General features: G+C 72.3%; 15 protein-coding genes and 1 pseudogene. 12 read left to right on the forward strand and 4 right to left on the reverse strand.

Features of this window, described 5'->3' with window-relative positions; all coding sequences use genetic code 11:
* The first annotated feature begins 43 nt into the window (after positions 1-43).
* Positions 44-1,573 carry a tRNA (N6-isopentenyl adenosine(37)-C2)-methylthiotransferase MiaB gene (gene miaB, locus ACZ7HQ_RS06085; protein WP_470985346.1) on the forward strand — a complete coding sequence of 510 codons (1,530 nt, stop codon included), beginning with the start codon at positions 44-46 and terminating at the stop codon, positions 1,571-1,573.
* Positions 1,574-1,693: 120 nt separating this feature from the next.
* Positions 1,694-2,407: a class III extradiol dioxygenase subunit B-like domain-containing protein gene (locus ACZ7HQ_RS06090; RefSeq protein ID WP_470985349.1), complete on the forward strand. Its 714-nt coding sequence runs from the start codon at positions 1,694-1,696 to the stop codon at positions 2,405-2,407.
* A gap of 168 nt (positions 2,408-2,575) precedes the next feature.
* Here the strand turns inward: ACZ7HQ_RS06090 and ACZ7HQ_RS06095 are convergent, their stop codons facing one another.
* Together ACZ7HQ_RS06095 and ACZ7HQ_RS06100 are read right to left on the reverse strand one after the other, a co-directional pair.
* A complete protein-coding gene (locus ACZ7HQ_RS06095) occupies positions 2,576-2,860 on the reverse strand; it encodes an antitoxin (RefSeq protein WP_470985350.1) in 285 nt (94 codons plus the stop codon).
* A 23-nt stretch (positions 2,861-2,883) separates the two neighbouring features.
* Positions 2,884-3,177: a hypothetical protein gene (locus ACZ7HQ_RS06100; protein WP_470985352.1), complete on the reverse strand. Its 294-nt coding sequence runs from the start codon at positions 3,175-3,177 to the stop codon at positions 2,884-2,886.
* A gap of 183 nt (positions 3,178-3,360) precedes the next feature.
* On the opposite strand from ACZ7HQ_RS06100, the gene miaA reads away from it, so the two are divergent.
* The 6 genes from miaA to hflX all read left to right on the forward strand — a co-directional run bounded on the left by miaA (position 3,361) and on the right by hflX (position 11,895).
* Positions 3,361-4,299 (forward strand): tRNA (adenosine(37)-N6)-dimethylallyltransferase MiaA, encoded by a 939-nt coding sequence (gene miaA, locus ACZ7HQ_RS06105; protein ID WP_470985354.1) that lies wholly within the window; start codon positions 3,361-3,363, stop codon positions 4,297-4,299.
* A 107-nt stretch (positions 4,300-4,406) separates the two neighbouring features.
* Positions 4,407-5,036, forward strand: coding sequence for a hypothetical protein (locus ACZ7HQ_RS06110; RefSeq protein ID WP_470987102.1), 630 nt, complete (start codon positions 4,407-4,409; stop codon positions 5,034-5,036).
* A gap of 77 nt (positions 5,037-5,113) precedes the next feature.
* Positions 5,114-5,983, forward strand: a complete 870-nt coding sequence (dapF, locus tag ACZ7HQ_RS06115) for a diaminopimelate epimerase (protein WP_470985356.1) — start codon at positions 5,114-5,116, stop codon at positions 5,981-5,983.
* Positions 5,984-6,266: 283 nt separating this feature from the next.
* Positions 6,267-8,492 carry a RelA/SpoT family protein gene (locus tag ACZ7HQ_RS06120; protein WP_470985359.1) on the forward strand — a complete coding sequence of 742 codons (2,226 nt, stop codon included), beginning with the start codon at positions 6,267-6,269 and terminating at the stop codon, positions 8,490-8,492.
* A gap of 172 nt (positions 8,493-8,664) precedes the next feature.
* A complete protein-coding gene (locus ACZ7HQ_RS06125) occupies positions 8,665-10,245 on the forward strand; it encodes a M1 family metallopeptidase (protein WP_470985362.1) in 1,581 nt (526 codons plus the stop codon).
* A gap of 159 nt (positions 10,246-10,404) precedes the next feature.
* Positions 10,405-11,895 carry a GTPase HflX gene (hflX, locus tag ACZ7HQ_RS06130; protein ID WP_470985364.1) on the forward strand — a complete coding sequence of 497 codons (1,491 nt, stop codon included), beginning with the start codon at positions 10,405-10,407 and terminating at the stop codon, positions 11,893-11,895.
* A 93-nt stretch (positions 11,896-11,988) separates the two neighbouring features.
* Here hflX and ACZ7HQ_RS06135 read toward each other — a convergent pair.
* Positions 11,989-13,211, reverse strand: a pseudogene (locus tag ACZ7HQ_RS06135) (trypsin-like serine peptidase).
* 434 nt (positions 13,212-13,645) lie between these two features.
* On the opposite strand from ACZ7HQ_RS06135, the gene ACZ7HQ_RS06140 reads away from it, so the two are divergent.
* The 4 genes from ACZ7HQ_RS06140 (at position 13,646) to ACZ7HQ_RS06155 (ending at position 20,338) form a co-directional block, all read left to right on the forward strand.
* Positions 13,646-15,082 (forward strand): diaminobutyrate--2-oxoglutarate transaminase family protein, encoded by a 1,437-nt coding sequence (locus ACZ7HQ_RS06140; RefSeq protein WP_470987104.1) that lies wholly within the window; start codon positions 13,646-13,648, stop codon positions 15,080-15,082.
* Between the two features lie 287 nt (positions 15,083-15,369).
* Positions 15,370-17,322, forward strand: a complete 1,953-nt coding sequence (locus ACZ7HQ_RS06145; RefSeq protein WP_470985367.1) for an IucA/IucC family protein — start codon at positions 15,370-15,372, stop codon at positions 17,320-17,322.
* 68 nt (positions 17,323-17,390) lie between these two features.
* Entirely contained in the window at positions 17,391-18,221 is an 831-nt protein-coding gene (locus ACZ7HQ_RS06150; RefSeq protein ID WP_470985370.1) for a GNAT family N-acetyltransferase, read from the forward strand.
* 125 nt (positions 18,222-18,346) lie between these two features.
* The gene (locus tag ACZ7HQ_RS06155; protein ID WP_470985372.1) at positions 18,347-20,338 is read left to right on the forward strand and encodes an ATP-dependent DNA helicase; all 1,992 of its coding nucleotides are present in this window, start codon (positions 18,347-18,349) and stop codon (positions 20,336-20,338) included.
* Between the two features lie 121 nt (positions 20,339-20,459).
* On the opposite strand, the gene lexA is transcribed toward ACZ7HQ_RS06155, so the two are convergent.
* Positions 20,460-21,239: a transcriptional repressor LexA gene (gene lexA / locus ACZ7HQ_RS06160; RefSeq protein WP_470985374.1), complete on the reverse strand. Its 780-nt coding sequence runs from the start codon at positions 21,237-21,239 to the stop codon at positions 20,460-20,462.
* Positions 21,240-21,521: the final 282 nt, after the last annotated feature.

A 21,521-nucleotide genomic window follows, 5' to 3' on the forward strand; every position in this document is an offset into this window, starting at 1 on the left:
AAGCGCGGGAAACGAGCTTCCTGGAACCGCCTACCCTTGACGCATGACCAGCAGCAGCGACCGGAGCCACGCAGTGGACGTTCACGCACCCAAGAGTTACGAGATCCGCACCTACGGGTGCCAGATGAACGTCCACGATTCCGAGCGCTTGGCCGGGCTGCTCGAGGACGCCGGGTACGTGCGGGCCCCCGAGGGGTCGGACGGGGACGCGGACGTGGTCGTGTTCAACACGTGCGCCGTCCGGGAGAACGCCGACAACCGGCTGTACGGCAACCTCGGCCGGCTCGCGCCGAAGAAGGCGTCGCGGCCCGGCATGCAGATCGCAGTCGGCGGCTGCCTCGCGCAGAAGGACCGCGACACCATCGTGAAGAAGGCGCCCTGGGTGGACGTCGTCTTCGGTACGCACAACATCGGCAAGCTGCCGGTCCTGCTGGAGCGCGCCCGCGTGCAGGAGGAGGCGCAGGTCGAGATCGCCGAGTCGCTGGAGGCCTTCCCCTCCACCCTGCCGACGCGGCGCGAGAGCGCGTACGCGGCCTGGGTCTCGATCTCCGTCGGCTGCAACAACACCTGCACCTTCTGCATCGTCCCGGCCCTGCGCGGCAAGGAGAAGGACCGCCGTCCCGGCGACATCCTCGCCGAGGTCGAGGCGCTGGTCGCCGAGGGTGTCTCCGAGATCACGCTGCTCGGCCAGAACGTCAACGCCTACGGCTCCGACATCGGCGACCGCGAGGCCTTCAGCAAGCTGCTGCGCGCCTGCGGGAACATCGAGGGCCTGGAGCGGGTCCGTTTCACCTCCCCGCACCCCCGTGACTTCACCGACGACGTCATCGCCGCGATGGCCGAGACGCCGAACGTGATGCCGCAGCTGCACATGCCCCTGCAGTCCGGTTCGGACACGGTCCTCAAGGCGATGCGCCGCTCCTACCGGCAGGAGCGCTACCTCGGGATCATCGAGAAGGTGCGGGCCGCGATCCCGCACGCCGCGATCACCACCGACATCATCGTGGGCTTCCCCGGCGAGACCGAGGAGGACTTCGAGCAGACCCTGCACGTCGTCCGCGAGGCGCGGTTCACGCAGGCCTTCACCTTCCAGTACTCCAAGCGGCCCGGCACCCCGGCCGCGACCATGGACGACCAGATCCCCAAGGAGGTCGTCCAGGCGCGCTACGAGCGGCTCGTCGCCCTCCAGGAGGAGATCTCCTGGGAGGAGAACAAGAAGCAGGTCGGCCGCACCCTGGAGCTGATGGTCGCCGAGGGCGAGGGCCGCAAGGACGGCGCCACCCACCGCCTGTCCGGCCGGGCCGCCGACAACCGGCTCGTCCACTTCACCAAGCCGGAGCAGGAGGTCCGCCCCGGTGACGTCGTCACGGTCGAGGTGACGTACGCCGCCCCGCACCACCTGCTGGCCGAGGGCCCCGTCCTCGACGTGCGCCGCACGCGCGCGGGGGACGCGTGGGAGAAGCGCAACGCCGCCGCGGCCGCGAAGCCGGCGGGCGTCATGCTGGGGCTGCCGAAGATCGGCGTACCGGCCCCGCTGCCGGTCGCGGCGGGAAGCGGCTGCGGCTGCGACTGAGGGCCTGCCACCGTACGGGCGGAAAGCGACAGCCTGCCCGCCGATCGGCGTGACGTGCTGCGGCAAGCTGGTCGTGCTGTGACTCGGCCGGCGGCTGCCGTACGGCGTACTCTGCCGATCATGCTTGTCGCCGCCGCAGTCTGTCCCTGCCCTCCGCTGCTCGTGCCCGAGGTGGCCGCGGGCGCCGCGCCCGAGATGGACACCGCGCGCTCGGCGTGCTCCGACGCGCTCGGTGTGCTCGCCGCCGCCCGTCCGGACCTCCTGGTGGTCGTCGGGCCCGCCGAGGGGAGCGGGCGCGGATCGTTTCCGCAGGGCAGCCCGGGGACCTTCCGGGGGTTCGGGGTCGACCTCGGCGTACGCCTCGGCCCCGCGACGGACAGCCCCGACGAGAGGGAGCTGCCGCCGTCGCTGGCCGTCGCCGCCTGGCTGCTGCAGCGGACCGGCTGGGCGGACGCCCCGATCGAGGGACTCGGTGTCGGGGAACCGCTCGCGCCCGAGCGGTGCGCCGAGGCCGGAAGGCAGATCGGGGCCCGGGCCGGGCGGGTCGCCCTGCTGGTGATGGGGGACGCCAGCGCGTGCCGCACGGTCAAGGCGCCGGGTTACCTGGACGAGCGGGCGGCACCCTTCGACGCCGAGGTCGCGCGGGCGCTGGGTACGGCGGACGTGGCGGCCCTCCAGGCGCTGGACGCCGAGCTGGCCCACGAACTCAAGGCCTCCGGCCGGGCCCCCTGGCAGGTCCTGGCCGGCGCCGCCGAGAAAGCGGACCTCACCGGCACCCTGCTGTACGAGGACGCGCCGTACGGCGTGGGGTACGTGGTGGCCACCTGGTCCTAGCGGAGCACTGCGCGGGCTGCCTCGTCCCGGTGGGGCAGGGGCCGCCTGTGGCGGCGGGCGTCTGGTGATGTCGCCTGCCCCACGTCCGCCCCACGCGTGAAACGGCGGACGGCCGGGGAGCCGGTGTGCTCCGCGACCGTCCGCCGATCCGTATGCCCTTCAGGACACTCAGGAAGCCGGTGGCGGACCCTCCGGCCGCATGGGGGTCGTCGGATCGCCGGTGGCCGTCTGCGGGCCGGGGCCTTCCTTGTGCGCGAGGCGGTCCATCGCCTCCTTGGCCTTGCCGGTGCCTGCCTGGATCCTGTCGCTGTACTTGTGCTTGGTCCGCTCGTCCACGACCTTGGCGGCCTTGTCGATGCCGTGCTGGACCTTGTCCCCGTGCTGTCGGGCGAGGTCCGAGACCTTGTCCCTGGCCGGCCCGAGCTTGCCCTTCATGTTGTCCAACAGACCCATGGTGCACCTTCCCTCGCGGGCAGTTACCTGCGGGCGCCCTCGCCGGCCTCGTTGTCGGCGGCTTCCTCGGCGGACTGCTGCTTGGGGATGCCGGAGCCGTCGGACGCGTCGTCCGCGCCGGCGTCCGCCTCCGCCGCCACGTCCTCGCTCCCGTCCCCGGCCGAACCCTTCGCCTCCGCCGGATCCGCCGCCTCCGCCTCCGCCGACTCCGCTTCCGCCACCTCGGCCCCTGCCGACTCCACGCCGGCCTCCGCCTCGGGGGCCGACGCCTCCGGAGTCGCCTTCGACCTGCCGAGGAGTCGTGCAAAAACGCCCATATCCACTCCATACGGTACTCGTGCGGGCGAATTCCCGCGTTACCCGGTGCGTACGGTTGCGCCGCCCGGGTCACCGCCTCCGGCGAACCGGAGGGCGGTATCTCGCCACGGGCAACGACCGGCGGTCCCGCCCGTCACGTAACTCGTTCGAGGCAGTGCCGGGAGGTTTGCGAGACTGGTGCGGTGAGCAGTGCACCCCCCAGCCCCCGCGTCATCGCCGTCGTCGGACCCACCGCGGCCGGAAAGTCCGATCTCGGTGTCTTCCTGGCCCAACAGCTCGGCGGTGAGATCGTCAACGCCGACTCCATGCAGCTGTACCGAGGGATGGACATCGGCACCGCCAAACTGACGCCGGAGGAAAGGGGCGGCATCCCGCACCACCTGCTGGACATCTGGGACGTGACGGTCACCGCTTCCGTCGCCGAGTACCAGAAGCTGGCCCGCGCCCGGATCGACGCACTGCTCGCCGAGGGCCGCTGGCCGATTCTGGTCGGCGGCTCCGGCCTGTACGTCCGTGGGGCCGTCGACAACCTGGAGTTCCCCGGCACCGACCCCGAGGTCCGGGCCCGCCTGGAGGGGGAGCTGGCCCTGCGCGGCTCGGGCGCGCTGCACGCCCGTCTGGCCGCGGCCGACCCGGAGGCGGCCCGCGCGATCCTGCCGAGCAACGGGCGTCGTATCGTCCGGGCACTGGAGGTGATCGAGATCACCGGCCGGCCCTTCACCGCGAACCTGCCGGGTCATGACTCCGTCTACGACACCGTCCAGATCGGGGTCGACGTGGCCCGTCCGGAACTGGACGAGCGCATCGCGCGCCGCGTCGACCGGATGTGGGAGGCGGGCCTCGTCGACGAGGTGCGCGCACTGGAGGCGCAGGGGCTGCGCGAGGGGCGCACGGCGTCGCGCGCGCTGGGTTACCAGCAGGTGCTCGCGGCGCTCGCCGGGGAGTGCGGCGAAGCGGAAGCGCGGGCCGAGACCATTCGTGCGACCAAGCGCTTCGCGCGCCGTCAGGATTCGTGGTTCAGGCGCGATCCCCGGGTGCACTGGTTGAGTGGGGCCGTGGCGGACCGCCGGGAACTTCCGCAGCAAGCCCTGGCGTTGGTCGAACGACCGGTCACAGCCTGATCACGTCATGGCATCGGGATGCGCCGCCGGTCATCCCGGCCTTCGGCGCCGTGCCATCATCGAGCTTCGATCGACCAAGTGGAGCCTAGTTGGGAGGGCGCGTGGCGATGGAGGCCGGCCCTCGCGACACCGCACACAGTGCCGAGCACGTCACCACCGAGGGTGACGAACCGGGCCCGGTCGTGGCTCGTGCGACCGGGGACTGCCTGGGCGAGGCCCTGGAGCGGCCCGGCGAGTCCCGTCTGCCCGGGGACCGGCTCGGTGACGGCCGGGCGGCCGAGGAGCGGCTCGCCGAGGACGCCTTCGCCGAAGTGCGGCTGACGGACGACGGTCCCGACGAGACGCCGGACGGTGTGACCGACGACGGGCCGGAGCCCGAGGAGATGTACCAGGGCGGTCCGGAGGTCGAGGTCGAGCTGCGCCCGCAGCGCCGGCTGCGCATCTGGCAGCTCGCTCCCATCGTGGGTCTGTCCGCCGTCGGCTCCCTGATGTTCGCCTTCCCGCTCGCCTTCGACTTCGGCGACAGCGGCGCCGTCATCGCCATGCTCGGCCTGCTGATCTGCTCCTGCGCCGCCGGCTGGGCCATGATGGCCGCCCGCAAGGTGGGCCACACCTGGCCGGGCCTGCCGGCCCGCGGCTCGGGTCGCCGCCCGGACTGGAGGGTCGTACTCGGGTACGTCCTGCTGGTGGCCGTGGTGGTGGTCCTCGCCGTGTGGCGCGTGGCCAGACTCCGCTGAAGCGCCCTCCCGCGCCCCCGCACCACCCCCACCTCCCATCGGCCGGGCTCGGCCGGGTGCTCCCGTACGATCGAGGAATGAGCACACCCCTCGCCTTCCTCAAGGGCCACGGCACCGAGAACGACTTCGTGATCGTCCCGGACCCGGAGAACGCCCTCGACCTGAGTCCCGCCGCCGTCGCCGCCCTGTGCGACCGCCGGGCCGGTGTCGGCGGCGACGGTGTGCTGCACGTGGTGCGCTCGGCCGCACACCCGGAGGCCAGGTCCATGGCGGCCGAGGCCGAGTGGTTCATGGACTACCGCAACGGCGACGGCTCGGTCGCCGAGATGTGCGGCAACGGAGTACGTGTGTTCGCGCGCTACCTCCAGCACGCGGGGCATGTGGGCGAGGGTGACCTCGCGATCGCCACGCGCGCGGGGGTGAAGACCGTCCACATCGCGAAGGACGGCGACGTCACCGTCGGCATGGGCCGTGCCCGTCTGCCGGAAGGCGAGGTCACGGTGAGCGTCGGTGAGCGCAGCTGGCCCGCGCGCAACGTGAACATGGGCAACCCGCACGCGGTCGCCTTCGTCGAGGACCTCACGCACGCCGGCCACCTGTACGACGCGCCGCGGTTCAGCCCGGCCGCCGCCTACCCCGACGGTGTGAACGTCGAGTTCGTCGTCGACCGCGGCCCCCGCCACGTCGCCATGCGGGTGCACGAGCGCGGCTCCGGCGAGACCCGCTCGTGCGGCACCGGCGCGTGCGCCGTCGCCGTGGCCACCGCCCGGCGCGACGGCGCCGACCCGGCCGTCACCGGCGTCCCGGCCACGTACACCGTCGACCTGCCCGGCGGGCGCCTGGTCATCACCGAGCGGCCCGACGGCGAGATCGAGATGACCGGACCCGCCGTGATCGTCGCCGAGGGCGAGATCGACGGCGAATGGCTGGAAAACGCGCTTCGTTGAGCCGACGGGACCACGAACGGCACGCCCTTCGGCTCCCGGATCAGCGGTTTCCGGCGACGGGAGGCGTTCGAAACCACGGGCGACCCCAGGGCACGTGGCGCAAACCCTAAACCTGCTGTGCGTCGCTCGAATGGGTGATCCGTTTCACGCTCGCCGAGAGGCGGTCGGTCGCGCGTGGTGGGCTCGATAGCATCAAGCACCGGCACGGACGGGGGGACGTCGCCATCCCTGAGCCGCGTACGCCCTGGGGCCCCGTCCGCCGGTCCACGAGCCGGAGGTGCCCATGAGTGCGGAGGCCACGAACCCTGCGACCCCTGGCCCGGTAGCGCCCGCGTCGTCCGTGGCGGCCACCGCCCCCGCGGTGCCCCGGGCGGACCGCAGGAAGTCCCGGCCACGGCTCGATCTGCGCAGGCTCGGCCGGGCCGCGCTGCTCGGCCCGGCCGTCCGCGGCAAGCTGCCCGACGCGATCAGCCACGTCGCGGAGGCGCACCGCGCCCATCACCCCGACGCGGACCTCGACCCGCTGCGCCGCGCCTACGTCCTCGCGGAGTCCTCGCACCGCGGCCAGATGCGCAAGAGCGGCGAGCCGTACATCACCCACCCGCTCGCCGTGACCCTGATCCTCGCCGAACTCGGCGCCGAGACGACGACGTTGACGGCCTCTCTGCTCCACGACACCGTCGAGGACACCGATGTGACGCTGGATCAGGTCCGGGAACACTTCGGCGAGGAGGTTCGTTACCTCGTCGACGGCGTCACGAAACTGGAGAAGGTCGACTACGGAGCCGCCGCCGAGCCCGAGACCTTCCGCAAGATGCTCGTCGCCACCGGCAGCGACGTGCGCGTGATGTCGATCAAGCTCGCCGACCGCCTGCACAACATGCGCACCCTCGGTGTGATGCGCCCCGAGAAACAGGCGCGGATCGCCAAGGTCACCCGTGACGTCCTCATCCCGCTCGCCGAACGCCTCGGCGTGCAGGCCCTGAAGACCGAGATGGAGGACCTGGTCTTCGCCATCCTGCACCCCGAGGAGTACGAGCACACACGCGAGCTCATCGCCGAGAACGCCGCCCGCCCGGAGGACCCGCTCGCCGAGGTCGCCGACGAGATGCGCGGGGTGCTGCGCGAGGCCGGCCTCCAGGCCGAAGTCCTCATCCGTCCCCGGCACTTCGTCTCCGTCCACCGCGTGTCCCGCAAACGCGGACAGCTGCGCGGCGCCGACTTCGGCCGCCTGCTGGTGCTGGTGGGGGAGGACGCGGACTGTTACGGCGTCCTCGGCGAACTGCACACCTGTATGACGCCGGTCGTCTCGGAGTTCAAGGACTTCATCGCCGTACCGAAGTTCAACCTGTACCAGTCGCTGCACGCCGCCGTCGCCCGCCCGGACGGCCAGGTCGTCGAAGTCCTCATCCGCACCCACCAGATGCACAAGGTCGCCGAGGCCGGCGTCGTCGCCCTCGGCAACCCGTACGCCCCCGCCTCCGACGCCCCGGCCCCCGGCGACAGCGCCGACGGCGAGCGTGTCGACCCCACCCGCCCCGGCTGGCTCTCCCGCCTGCTCGACTGGCAGCGGGCCGCGCCCGACCCCGACACCTTCTGGTCCACCCTGCGCGAGGACCTCGCCCAGGACCGCGAGATCACCGTGTTCCGCCCCGACGGCGGCACGCTCGGCCTGCCCGAGGGCGCCACCTGCGTGGACGCCGCCTACGCGCAGTACGGCGAGGACGCCCACGCCTGCATCGGCGCTCGCGTCAACGGCCGCCTGGCCACCCTCAGCACCGTCCTGAGAGACGGCGACACGGTCCAGCTCCTCATGGGCCAGGACCCGGCCTCCGAGCCCTCCCGCGAATGGCTGGAGCACGCCCACACCCCGGCCGCCCGCATCGCGATCCAGCGCTGGCTGGCGACGCATCCCGGCGGCGGCACCGGGGCGGACGAGATGACGGACCCACGCGACGAGCCCACCGAGGGCTCCGCCGCTCACCGCCCGGCGCCCGCCGATCTCCCCGCGACCGCCGGTGGTGCCGCCGCTCCGCCCGCGGTCCGGCCCCGGCGTGCCGACGTGCTCGCGGACCGGCCGGGGGCCGCCGTGCGGCTCGCCGGGTGCTGTACGCCCGTGCCGCCGGACGAGATCACCGGCTTCGCGGTACGCGGGGGAGTGGTGACCGTGCACCGGGTGGAGTGCGCGGCGGTGGCGCACATGAAGGGGCGGGGGCGCACGGAGGTCATCGTGCGCTGGGGCGACACCACGGAATGCCGGGTCACGCTGGTCGCTGAATCGTTCGGCCGCCCCCATCTGCTCGCCGACCTGACCGAGGCGATCGCCTCGGCCGGTGTCGACATCGTCTCCGCCACCGTCGAACCGCCCAGCCAGCAGCGGGTGCGGCACACGTACACCCTCCAGCTCCCCGACGCGGCCCGCCTCCCGGCCCTGATGCGCGCCATGCGGGACGTCCCGGGCGTGTACGACGTGGCCCGTGCCCAGCACCAGGCCCCGGCCGCCGAGTGACGCCGTGGCGCGACGGGATGACGACAGGGTGACGACGGTCCGTGACGCCGTGCGGGCCGCCGGACCGTGCACGGCCCGGCTCCGCGCAGAAGGGTCCCCGGACCGAGCCCGTTCGGGTGGGTCGGACGCGCGTCGCCGTCGTAGCGCGGGAGTGCCCTGGTAGCGGTGGTGCATGCCGCTCACCCCCCGCTCCCGCTTCCAGTCCCGGACCCAGGCCCGTGTCTTCCGGCACCGGAAGGCGGCCCTGCTCGCCTCCGCCGTCTCCGTCTGCCTGCTCGCCGCCGCGGCCCCGGCCGAGCCGCTCGGCATCGGCGACCGGCTCTACCCCTATCTGGGCAACCCGGGCTACGACGTGGCGTCGTACGACCTGTCCCTCACCTATCCCGGCACCAACGACAAGCCGCTCCAGGCCGTCACCACCATCGACGCCCGGACCACCGCCGACCTGGACCGGATCAACCTCGACTTCGCGCACGGCACCGTGCGGTCCGTCGAGGTCGACGGGCACCGCGCGGACTTCACCAGCGCCGGCGAGGACCTGGTCGTCACCCCGGACCACCCCCTTCCCGAGGGCAGCTGGACCCGGATCACGGTGAAGCACACCAGCGATCCCGCCGCCGCCAAGGACGAGGACGGGGGCTGGGTGCGCACCTCCGACGGGCTCGCCATGGCCAACCAGGCCGACGCCGCCCACCTGGTCTTCCCGTGCAACGACCACCCGTCCGACAAGGCGATGTTCACCTTCCACGTGACCGCCCCGAACGGCTACACCGTCGTCGCCAACGGTCTGTCCACCGGGGTGGCCCGGGCCGGCCGCACCACCACCTGGACCTACCGCACCCGGCACCCCATGGCCACCGAACTCGCCCAGGTGTCCATCGGCCGCTCCTCCGTACTGCGCCGTGAGGGTCCGCACGGGCTGCCGGTCCGTGACGTCGTGCCCAGCGCCGACGCCAAGGCCCTCGAACCGTGGCTCGCCAAGACGCCCGACCAGATCGCCTGGCTGGAGGGCAAGGTCGGCGCGTACCCGTTCGAGACCTACGGCGTGCTCCTGGCACAGGCCGCCACCGGCTTCGAACTCGAGACGCAGACGCTGTCGCTCTTCGAGAAGAACCTCTTCACCGAGTCCTCGCTGCCCCGGTGGTACAAGGAGTCGATCATGGTGCACGAGCTGTCCCACCAGTGGTTCGGTGACAGCGTCAGCCCCCGCACCTGGTCCGACGTCTGGCTGAACGAGGGGCACGCCACCTGGTACGAGGCGCTGTACGCCGAGGAGACCGCGCACCGGTCCATGGCCGACCGCATGAAGGCCGCGTACGCCTCCTCCGACGGCTGGCGGGCGGCGGGCGGCCCGCCCGGCCTGCCCAAGCCGCCCTCCCCCGGCCAGAAGATCGGAATCTTCCGGCCCAACATCTACGACGGCGCGGCGCTCGTGCTCTACGCCCTGCGCGAGGAGATCGGCCGGCCGGCCTTCGAGCGGCTGGAGCGGGAATGGGTCCGGGTGCACCGGGACTCCACGGCCACCACCGCCGACTTCGTCCGGCTGGCCTCGACCGTATCGGGCCGCGACCTGAGCGGCTTCTTCCAGGGCTGGCTGTACGGCGAGAAGACCCCGCCGATGCCCGGCCACCCGGACTGGAAGGCGTCGGGCCCCGCCAAGTCGGGCAAGCCGGACCACAAGGCGTCGGGCAAGGTCAGGGCGTCGAAGTCGCACAGCAGGCCTTCGCCGCCGGCCAAGCCGCGGGCCCGGTGATAACACGGTGACGAGACGTGCCGCCTCGTGCGACCATCTTCGGGTCGGCGCGAGACGGGACACGGGAATCTCCCGGGGTACTCGCGCGTTGATTCAGGCAGCGGTCCGCAGGACCGCCGCACCGACGCCGTAACCGCATCCCATCGACGTAAGGATCCAATGACCTCCTCTTCTTCCCCTTCCCAGGACACCAAGCGCCTCGCGCACGCCTATCCCGAGGGTCTTCGGGCCGATGCCCTGATGGAAGAGGACGTCGCCTGGAGCCACGAGATCGACGGCGAGCGGGACGGAGACCAGTTCGACCGCTCCGAGCGGGCGGCCCTGCGCCGCGTCGTGGGCCTGTCCACCGAGCTGGAGGACGTCACCGAGGTCGAGTACCGGCAGCTCCGCCTGGAGCGCGTCGTGCTCGTCGGGGTGTGGACCACCGGCACCGCGCAGGACGCCGACAACTCCCTCGCGGAGCTGGCCGCCCTCGCGGAGACCGCGGGCGCGCTCGTGCTCGACGGCGTCATCCAGCGCCGCGACAAGCCCGACGCGGCCACCTACATCGGCTCCGGCAAGGCCCAGGAGCTGCGCGACATCGTCCTCGAAACGGGCGCGGACACGGTCATCTGCGACGGTGAGCTGAGCCCGGGCCAGCTGATCCAGCTGGAGGACGTCGTCAAGGTCAAGGTCATCGACCGTACGGCCCTGATCCTGGACATCTTCGCCCAGCACGCCAAGTCCCGAGAGGGCAAGGCGCAGGTCGCGCTCGCGCAGATGCAGTACATGCTGCCGAGGCTGCGCGGCTGGGGTCAGTCGCTGTCCCGGCAGATGGGTGGTGGTCGCGGCGGCCTCGCCACGCGCGGCCCCGGTGAGACCAAGATCGAGACGGACCGGCGACGGATCCGCGAGAAGATGGCGAAGATGCGCCGGGAGATCGCGGAGATGAAGACCGGCCGCGAGATCAAGCGCCAGGAGCGCCGGCGCAACAAGGTGCCGTCCGTCGCCATCGCGGGCTACACCAACGCCGGCAAGTCCTCCCTGCTCAACCGCCTCACGGGCGCAGGCGTCCTGGTCGAGAACGCCCTGTTCGCGACCCTGGACCCGACCGTCCGCCGCGCGGAGACCCCGAGCGGCCGGCTGTACACCCTGGCGGACACCGTCGGATTCGTCCGGCACCTGCCGCACCACCTGGTCGAGGCGTTCCGCTCCACGATGGAGGAGGTCGGCGACTCCGACCTGATCCTGCACGTGGTGGACGGCTCGCACCCGGTCCCGGAGGAGCAGCTCGCCGCCGTGCGCGAGGTGATCCGGGACGTCGGCGCCACCGACGTGCCCGAGATCGTCGTGATCAACAAGGCGGACGCGGCCGACCCGCTGGTCCTCCAGCGGCTGCTCAGGGTCGAGAAGCGGTCGATCGCCGTCTCGGCCCGCACCGGCCAGGGCCTCGAGGAACTGCTCGCCCTGATCGACAACGACCTGCCGCGCCCGTCGGTCGAGGTCGAGGCACTCGTGCCGTACACGCACGGAAAGCTCGTCGCCCGCGCCCACACCGAGGGTGAGGTGATCTCCGAGGAGCACACCGCGGAGGGCACCCTGCTCAAGGTCCGGGTCCACGAGGAGCTGGCGGCGGACCTGGCACCGTACGTCCCGGTCTCGACGGCCTGACCCCCGCTGTACGAAAGGGCCCGCCTCCTCTGTGAGGGGGCGGGCCTTCAGCGTCCCGTCAGCGTCCCTTCAGGGGCGCGCGCTCACCGCCCGTCACCGCCCGGCGAACTTCTTGCTGACCGACTCGTAGACGCCCTTGGCCACGGGCCCCAGCCGAGGACCGGCCAGCCACCCCGAACTCACCGGGCCGATCGACGTGTTGGACACCAGCGCCGGCTTGCCGTCGGAACCGGTCTCCACCCAGCCCCCTCCGGAGGAGCCCGCGGTCATCGTGCAGCCGATCCGGTACATCGTCGGGTCCGCCTGGGCGAGGGAGAGCCGGCCCGGCTTGTCCGTGCACTGGTACAGCAGCTGACCGTCGAACGGAGCCGCCTCCGGGTACCCGGACGCGGTGATGCTGCTGACCTTCGGCACCGCCGGAGCGTTGAAGTTCACCGGAAGCGCCCCGCCGACCGTCTCCTCCAGCGACTTGCCACTGCTGCCCTGCTCCGGCGTCACATGGATCACCGCGTAGTCGTACGACGCGCCCTGGCCGCCGGTCTCACCGCCCTGGTCGATCCACTGCTGCGAGGTCTGCGCCCCATCGCCCACCAGACGCCGTACGGGGCGATCTCCGACCGGGTGGCGCTCTGCAGCTGGGCGGCCGACCTGGCGGAGTTGTTGTACGACGGCACGAAGGCCATGTTGCGGTACCAGCCGCCGCTCTTGCCGGCGTGCACACAGTGCCCCGCCGTCCAGACCAGGTTGGACTTGCCCGGGTGCGCGGGGTCCTCGACCACCGTGCCCGAGCACACCATGTGGCCCTCGGGGGAGTCGAAGAACACCTTGCCCGAGGCGGCCGCGTTGGTGTGGTACGGCGGCGCCACCGTCCGGGCCTTCACGGGCTGCGGGGTCGGGTCCGTCACGCCCTGGTCACCGGAGATGTCGTTGTCGTTGACGCCCTTGTTCGGGTCGTTGGCGTGGCGCATCCGGTTCGGGTCCCACAGACCCTTGATGATCGGGTTGATGAAATCGTCGGCCTCGCGCAGCCAGTCTTCCTTGTTCCAGTTCTTCCAGGCGCCGTTCTTCCACTTGTCGATGTCGATCCCGTGCTCCTTGAGCCTCTTCCTGAGGTCGTCCGGGATTCTGATCTTTCCGTCGCCGGTGCCGGCCGCGGTCGCCGAGGCGGTCGGACTGCCGTCGGCCTTGTCGTCGCCGTTGCAGGCGGTGGCGGTCAGCGCCAGCGCCGAGGCGAGGGCGACCGCCGCCAGTGCGGGGGAGGTGCGGCGGGGGCCCCTCTCTCGCCGAACGGTGAACGACGGTCGTATGGATCGCATGCTGGTGACTCCCCCTGGGGTGAAGGTACTCGGCGCTTCGGCCGCGGCACCGGCCGTGAACTCATGGTGAGTTCATGCCGGTCCCCCGACCGTCTGGGAACGGCATCACACACTATGCGCTCGCTGTGGGGGAGTTCCGACGGAACGGCAACGGTTCGGCTACAAGCCGTCTGACCTGGCCGATCGTCCGTAGATTTACCGATTTGACGTCACCTCAGGGCGACCGTCCGCCGGCGGCCCCGCCACGTTCCTCCCGCGGCACGGCGCGGCACACGCCATCCCGCCCCCCTGGCAATGATCTTGAGGGAACCCGTAACCCGTCGACCGGTGCGCGGTTGTAGCGGTGGGGGGCCAGCTGCCTGCACCCGGTCCCCGCGGATCAACACGCCTCTGAACAGCGGGGAGGACAGCGCGTCGTGGCCGTAACGGAGTCGATGGCTGGAGGCTTGCACGGGGAAGGGCGTGCCGTGCACGAGGGGATCCTCAGACGCCAGTCGGCGCGTGAGTCCTCCGCCCGCACCTACGCCCGGGCCCTGCCCATCGTCCCGGTCCGGGCGCGAGGGCTCACCATCGAGGGCGCCGACGGCCGCCGTTACCTGGACTGCCTGTCCGGCGCCGGCACCCTCGCCCTCGGCCACAACCATCCGGTCGTGCTGGAAGCCATCCGCAAAGTCCTCGACTCGGGCGCTCCCCTCTCCGTGCTCGACCTGGCGACCCCCGTCAAGGACGCCTTCATCACCGAGCTGTTCCGCACCCTCCCGTCCGGCCTCGCCGACCGGGCCCGGGTCCAGTTCTGCGGACCGGCCGGTACCGACGCCGTGGAGGCCGCCCTCAAACTGGTCCGGGCCGCGACCGGCCGCACCGGCATCCTCGCCTTCACCGGCGCCTACCACGGCATGACCGCCGGTGCCCTGGCCGCCTCCGGCGGTGCCCGTGACCTCCAGGTCGCCCGCCTGCCCTATCCGCAGGACTACCGTTGCCCCTTCGGCGTCGGCGGGCCGCGCGGCGCCGAGCTCTCCGCCCGCTGGACCGAGTCCCTCCTCGACGATCCCAAGTCCGGCGTGCCCCTGCCCGCGGGCATGATCCTCGAACCCGTCCAGGGCGAGGGCGGGGTGATTCCCGGGCCGGACGACTGGCTGCGCCGCATGCGGCAGCTCACGGCCGACCGGTCCATCCCGCTGATCGCCGACGAGATCCAGACCGGCGTCGGCCGGACCGGCGCCTTCTGGGCCGTCGACCACAGCGGCATCAGCCCCGACGTCATGGTCCTGTCCAAGGCCATCGGCGGCAGCCTCCCGCTGGCCGTGATCGTCTACCGCGACGACCTCGACGTCTGGCCGCCCGGCGCCCACGCCGGAACGTTCCGCGGCAACCAACTCGCCATGGCCGCGGGCACCGCGACCCTCGCCTACGTCCGCGAGAACGGACTCGCCCAACGAGCCGCCGGCCTCGGTACCCGCATGCTGCACCAACTCGGGGAACTGGCCGACAGGTTCACGTGTGTGGGGGAGGTGCGCGGGCGCGGGCTGATGATCGGGGTCGAACTGGTCGACCCGGAAGGCACCGGAGCCGAACCCGGGGGCCACCGCCCCACGCCCACCGGTCAGGAGGCCACCGGCACTGCGCGCCGAGCCGCGCCCGAACTCGCCGCGGCCGTCCAGCGGGAGTGTCTGGAGCGCGGACTGATCGTCGAACTCGGCGGCCGGCACTCCGCCGTCGTCCGGCTGCTACCCCCACTCACCCTCAGCGACGAACAGGCGGCAGCCGTCCTGGACCGCCTGGCGGACGCGGTGGCGGCGGTGGCCCGCACGCACGAGGAACAGGGCCCCCACCGCAGCCGGCCCCAGGGCCCTGCCCAGCGCGCCGGCTGAGATCGACTCCGACTCCGGCCCCGACCAGTCGCCGGGGCCGGCACGGGCCTTCGGACCGTTCCCGTCGTCAACCCAACTCCCTTCTCACACGACGACGTTCAGGCCCCCACCGGCCTCTCCGCCCTCCCCTTCCTGCTCGCCCTCGGTGCCGACGCGGTGCCTCCTCCGCGCCCACCGATCCCGCCGAGGCCACCGCCGATCCCGCCGGGGCGACCGCCGGCAAGGCGGGAGAGGCACCCGGGCGACAGCACCAACCCGCACCACCCAGCCAGCCACGAGGAGCCGTCATGAACGCCACCCCCACTCCCGACGGCAGCTCCGGTGCTCCCGACGAACAGGGGGACTCCGGCATCCCGGCCTCCCACGTACCGCTCGCCGAGTCGGTTCCCGCACAGAAGAGGCGCACCGTCGATCTCACCCGAGTGACCGAGCCCGGCGCCGACCTGCTGGAGCATCCCGACCCGCACACCGCGGCCCAGGCCGCCGCCGTGGACAGCCTGGTGCGGTGCTGGGTGCGGGAGACCAACCTCGCGGCACCCCACGGCGGCACCCTCTGCCTCCCGCTGCCGGCCAGCGGCACCTCCCTGCTCGTGCCGGTCCGCTACTGGTCGCCGACGGGCTCACATCGCTTCGGCCCACCCCGTCTGGTCAGCGCCCCCGCGTCCGCTCCCGCGGTCGACGCCGTCACCCTGGCGGCACTGCTCGCCCGGGAGACGGCCGGCGACGCGGGCGGTGCCTGCGCTCAGGACCTCACCGGCCCGGGCCCGTGCGACGGCGGCGACCTCGTGGCCCGGGTGGCGGACTCCCTGCGCCGCACCGCGGCCTTCGTGCGCGACCGGCGCGCGCACCCCGCCGATGTCCCCGACCTCTTTCTCTCCGCCGAGCAGGCCCTCCTCCTCGGACACCCCCTGCACCCGGCCCCCAAGAGCCGGGAAGGACTGACCGAGACCGAGACCCGCCGCTACTCACCGGAGCTGCGCGGCTGCTTCCCCCTGCACTGGATCGCTGTCGCCCCCTCCCTCCTCGCCACCGACTCGGCCTGGACCGAGCGAGGCCGTCCCGTCCCCGCCGCCCAGCTCACCCGGGGCCTCGCCGGCACCGACCTCCCCGTGCCCGACGGCCACGCCGCCCTCCCCCTGCACCCGTGGCAGGCCCGTGAGGTGTGCCACCGCGAACCCGTCGCGGCCCTGCTCGACGCCGGACTCCTCCGTGACCTCGGCCCCCTCGGCACCGCCTGGCATCCCACCTCCTCCGTCCGTACGGTCCACCGGTCCGGCGCACCCGCGATGCTCAAGCTGTCCCTCGGCCTGCGCATCACCAACTCCCGCCGCGAGAACCTGCGCAAGGAACTCCATCGGGGCGTCGAGGTGCACCGGCTGCTGCGCACCGGCCTGTCGCGGCAGTGGCAGGCCGCGCACCCGTCCTTCGACATCGTCCGCGACCCGGCCTGGCTCGCCGTCGACGCCCCGGACGGACTTCCCGTGCCCGGACTCGACGTGGTGATCAGACACAACCCGTTCGCCCCGACCGACGACGTGTGCTGCGTCGCCGGACTCGTCTCGCTCCGGCCCGTGCCCCAATCCGGCGGCGACTCCTCGGCGCAACCGGCCGCCCGGCCCATGCGTTCCCGGCTGGCCGAGCTCGTCGAGCGACTCGCCGCGCGCACCGGCCGGCCCCTCGCAGCCGTTGCCGCGGAGTGGTTCCTGCGGTACCTGGAGCAGGTCGTCCGTCCCGTGCTCTGGCTGGACAGCGAGGCCGGCATCGCCCTGGAGGCGCACCAGCAGAACACCCTGGTCCTGCTCGACGGCGACGGCTGGCCCGCAGGCGGCCGCTACCGGGACAACCAGGGCTACTACTTCCGCGCGTCCCGGCGAGCCGAACTGGATGCCCGGCTGCCCGGCATCGGCGAGCGCAGCGACACCTTCGTCTCGGACGAGGTGACCGACGAACGCTTCGTCTACTACCTGGCCATCAACAACGTGCTGGGCCTGATCGGCGCGTTCGGCTCCCAGCGCCTGGCCGACGAGCGGCTCCTCCTCGCGGCCTTCCGCCGGTTCCTCACCGACGTCGCCGCAGGGCCCACCGCACCGCGGACCTCCCTGCCCCGCCGTCTGCTCGACTCACCCGTCCTGCGCTGCAAGGCGAACCTCCTGACCCGGCTGCACGGCCTCGACGAACTCGTCGGCCCGGTCGACACCCAGTCCGTCTACGTCACCGTCGCCAACCCCCTCCACTCCTGAGCGCCTCGCCCCGACTCCCCGCACTTCCGAGGAACATGACCCACCTCGTCTCCTGAGAGGAGCGCACCATGCCTCCCACCGACGCGAACGCCGACGCCGTCCCCGGCCCCGGTCCCGCCCGACCGGGCACCCCCGTCCCCCCAGGCGTCCCCGTCGATCCCGGTGCCCCTGTCCACCGGGGCCCCGCCGGCCCGCGAGCCGACGGCACGGGCACCCGGGGCACCCCCTTCACCGGGTTCGCCGTCGAGGACGACGACGCGGACTGCGAGGACACCCTGGACCTGCACCTGCCCGCCGAGTTCCTCGCCCTCTTCGCCCCAGGGACGGCCTGCCTCCTGGACCAGCTCCACACGTGGGGCGCCGTGGACACACGCGTGGGCTCGTTCCAGCTCGTGCCCGTCCGCATCGACCACGACCTGCCGCTCGTCCACCGCTGGATGAACGACCCCGCCGTCTCGGAGTTCTGGGAGCTGGCCGGGCCCCGCGACCGGACCGAGGACCACCTGCGTGCCCAACTCGACGGCGACGGACGCAGCGTGCCGTGTCTCGGCGTACTGGACGGCACACCGATGAGCTACTGGGAGATCTACCGGGCGGATCTGGACCCGCTGGGCCGCCACTACCCGGCCCGCCCCCATGACACCGGGATCCACCTCCTCGTCGGTGGGGCCGCGGACCGAGGACGGGGGCTGGGATCCGCGCTGCTGCGAGCCGTGGCCGACCTGATCCTGGACCGCCGCCCCACCTGCGCACGGGTCGTGGCGGAACCCGATCTTCGCAACATCCCCTCCGTCGCCGCGTTCCTGAGTGCCGGCTTCCGGTTCGCCGACGAGGTCGACCTGCCCGGCAAGCGGGCCGCCCTCATGATCCGGGACCGAGCCCTGCGGGACGTGCTGTAGCGCCCCGTGACGAAGCCATCCCCCTCAGTGATCGACACCACCACCAGGAGCCAGGTCGTGATCCCGCCGTCCCCACCCGCCTTGATCGCCCGTTTGTCAGTGCCGGGCCGTAGGGTGGTTGGGCTATGACGAAGCCCTCACTCCCCGAACTCCTGCACGCCGCCGTCACAGCCGTCGGCGGTACGGAGCGCCCCGGCCAGGTGACCATGGCCGAAGCGGTCGCCGAGACGATCGACGACGGATCCCACCTGCTGGTCCAGGCCGGCACCGGCACCGGCAAGTCGCTCGGCTATCTCGTGCCGGCGCTCGCGCACGGGGAGAGGGTGGTCGTCGCGACGGCGACGCTGGCGCTGCAGCGCCAGCTCGTGGAGCGCGACCTGCCCCGCACGGTCGACGCGCTGCACCCGCTGCTCCGTCGCCGCCCGGAGTTCGCGATGCTCAAGGGCCGGTCGAACTACCTCTGCCTCCACCGCCTGCACGAGGGCATGCCGCAGGACGAGGAGGACGGCCTCTTCGACCAGTTCGAGGCCGCCGCGCCCACCAGCAAGCTGGGCCAGGACCTGCTGCGGCTGCGCGACTGGTCGGACGAGACCGAGACCGGCGACCGGGACGACCTCACCCCCGGTGTCTCGGACCGCGCCTGGGCGCAGGTGTCGGTGTCGTCACGGGAGTGCCTGGGCGCGTCGAAGTGCGCCTACGGCGCCGAGTGCTTCGCGGAGACGGCCCGTGAGCGCGCCAAGCTCGCCGACGTCGTCGTCACGAACCACGCACTGCTCGCCATCGACGCCATCGAGGGCGCGCCGGTGCTGCCGCAGCACGAGGTGCTGATCGTGGACGAGGCGCATGAACTCGTCTCCCGGGTCACCGGCGTCGCGACCGGCGAGCTCACGCCCGGCCAGGTCAACCGCGCGGTGCGCCGCGCCGCCAAGCTCGTCAACGAGAAGGCCGCCGACCAGCTGCAGACCGCCGCCGAGGGCTTCGAGCGGCTGATGGAGCTGGCCCTGCCGGGCCGCCTGGAGGAGATCCCGGAAGACCTCGGCTACGCACTCATGGCCCTGCGGGACGCGGCGCGCACGGTCATCAGCGCGCTCGGCTCGACCCGTGACAAGTCGGTCCAGGACGAGGACGCGGTCCGCAAGCAGGCGCTGGCCTCGGTGGAGACGGTGCACGACGTGGCGGAGCGGGTTCTGAACGGCTCGGAGTGGGACGTCGTCTGGTACGAGCGGCACGACCGCTTCGGAGCGTCCCTGCGGGTCGCCCCCATGTCGGTCTCGGGCCTGCTCCGGGAGAAGCTCTTCGCCGACCGCGCCGTCGTCCTCACCTCGGCGACCCTCAAGCTGGGCGGCGACTTCAACGGCGTCGGGGCCTCCCTGGGGCTCGGCCCCGAGGGCACGGAGGGCGAGGACCTGCCGAAGTGGAAGGGCGTCGATGTCGGCTCGCCCTTCGACTACCCCAGGCAGGGCATCCTCTACGTCGCCAAGCATCTCGCGCGCCCCGCGCGTGACGGTGAGCGCTCCGACATGCTCGACGAACTGACCGAGCTCATCCAGGCGGCCGGGGGCCGCACCCTCGGGCTGTTCTCGTCCATGCGGGCCGCGCAGCTCGCCGCGGAGGAGCTGCGCTCGCGGATCCCCGAGTTCCCGATCCTGCTGCAGGGCGAGGAGACCCTCGGCGAGCTGATCAAGAACTTCGCGGCCGACCCGAAGACCTGCCTGTTCGGCACGCTGTCCCTGTGGCAGGGCGTGGACGTTCCCGGCCCCAGCTGCCAGCTGGTCGTGATGGACAAGATCCCCTTCCCCCGCCCCGACGACCCGTTGATGAGTGCCCGGCAGAAGGCGGTGGAGGACGCGGGCGGCAACGGCTTCATGGCCGTGGCCGCCACCCACGCGGCCCTGCTCATGGCCCAGGGTGCCGGCCGGCTCGTCCGCGCTTCGGGGGACCGGGGCGTGGTCGCCGTACTGGATCAGCGACTGGCCACCGCGCGGTACGGCGGCTATCTCAAGACGTCACTGCCGGACTTCTGGTACACCACGGACCGCAATCAGGTGCGCAAGTCGCTCGCCGCGATCGACGCGGCGGCGAAGGCGGCAGAGGCGGAGCACGCCGAGGCGAAGTGATCGCAAGCGATCCGGATCCAGCCCGCCCTGGATCCGGACACAGCAGGGCCCCGGAACCGGCGCAGGGGTTCCGGGGCCCGGTCAGGGAGCGAGCAGCCGTACGGCCCGCCCGCCGCGGGCGTCACACGCGCCGCAGCACCGCGACGACCTTGCCCAGGATGGTCGCGTCGTCGCCCGGGATCGGCTCGTAGGCCGCGTTGTGCGGAAGGAGCCACACGTGGCCGTCCTCGCGCTTGAAGCGCTTGACGGTGGCTTCGCCGTCGAGCATGGCCGCCACGATGTCGCCGTTCTCGGCGACCGGCTGACGGCGCACGGTGACCCAGTCGCCGTCGCAGATCGCGGCCTCGATCATGGAGTCGCCCACGACCTTGAGGACGAACAGTTCACCGTCGCCGACGAGCTGGCGGGGGAGGGGGAAGACGTCCTCGACGGACTCCTCCGCGAGGATGGGGCCACCGGCGGCGATGCGGCCGACCAGCGGGACGTAGGACGCGGCGGGCTTGCCGGCGGTGTCCGTGGGCTGCACGGTCACGGCCTGGTCGGAGCCGCGCACCTCGTACGCACGCGGGCGGTGCGGGTCGCGGCGCAGGAAGCCCTTGCGCTCCAGCGCCATGAGCTGGTGCGCGACCGAGGACGTGCTCGAAAGGCCGACGGCCTGTCCGATCTCCCGCATCGACGGCGGGTAACCGCGCCGCTGGACGGAGTCACGGATGACTTCGATCACGCGCCGCTGCCGGTCCGTGAGTCCGGAGCTGTCGGCCCGGATCCCTGGAGGCCGGCCCGGCAAGGAGCGCTTGTGTGCCTCTGGATTCGCGGCTTCGTTCATCACGTGTACCGGCTCGACTCGGCCCTGGGAGCGGTCCTGGGCGGTGATGGTGGCACTGTCTGCGGTGGTGGTCACGTCGGCCCCTCTCGATGGTCTCCCTGCTGGACAACGGTAGTTGGTTTCGAAAGGTTGCGCCAAACACACGTTCGAGTGAAAAAGTGCGATTCACCGGACGCAACCGCGTGTCTGGGTGTATTGCTAACGCGCCACCGGGCGGGCAAAAGCGCTCATTGTTGTACTCTTCACCGCCGGGGTCGCCGGCCTCGTGGGCCGCCGCCCCAGTCTGCCATCCGGAACCCGGCCGTCCGGGCTTCGGGTCCCTTCTGTGCCGGAGTCCCACGCGTCCTCCGTGCGGCG

The organism is Streptomyces sp. NPDC037290 (assembly GCF_055603245.1).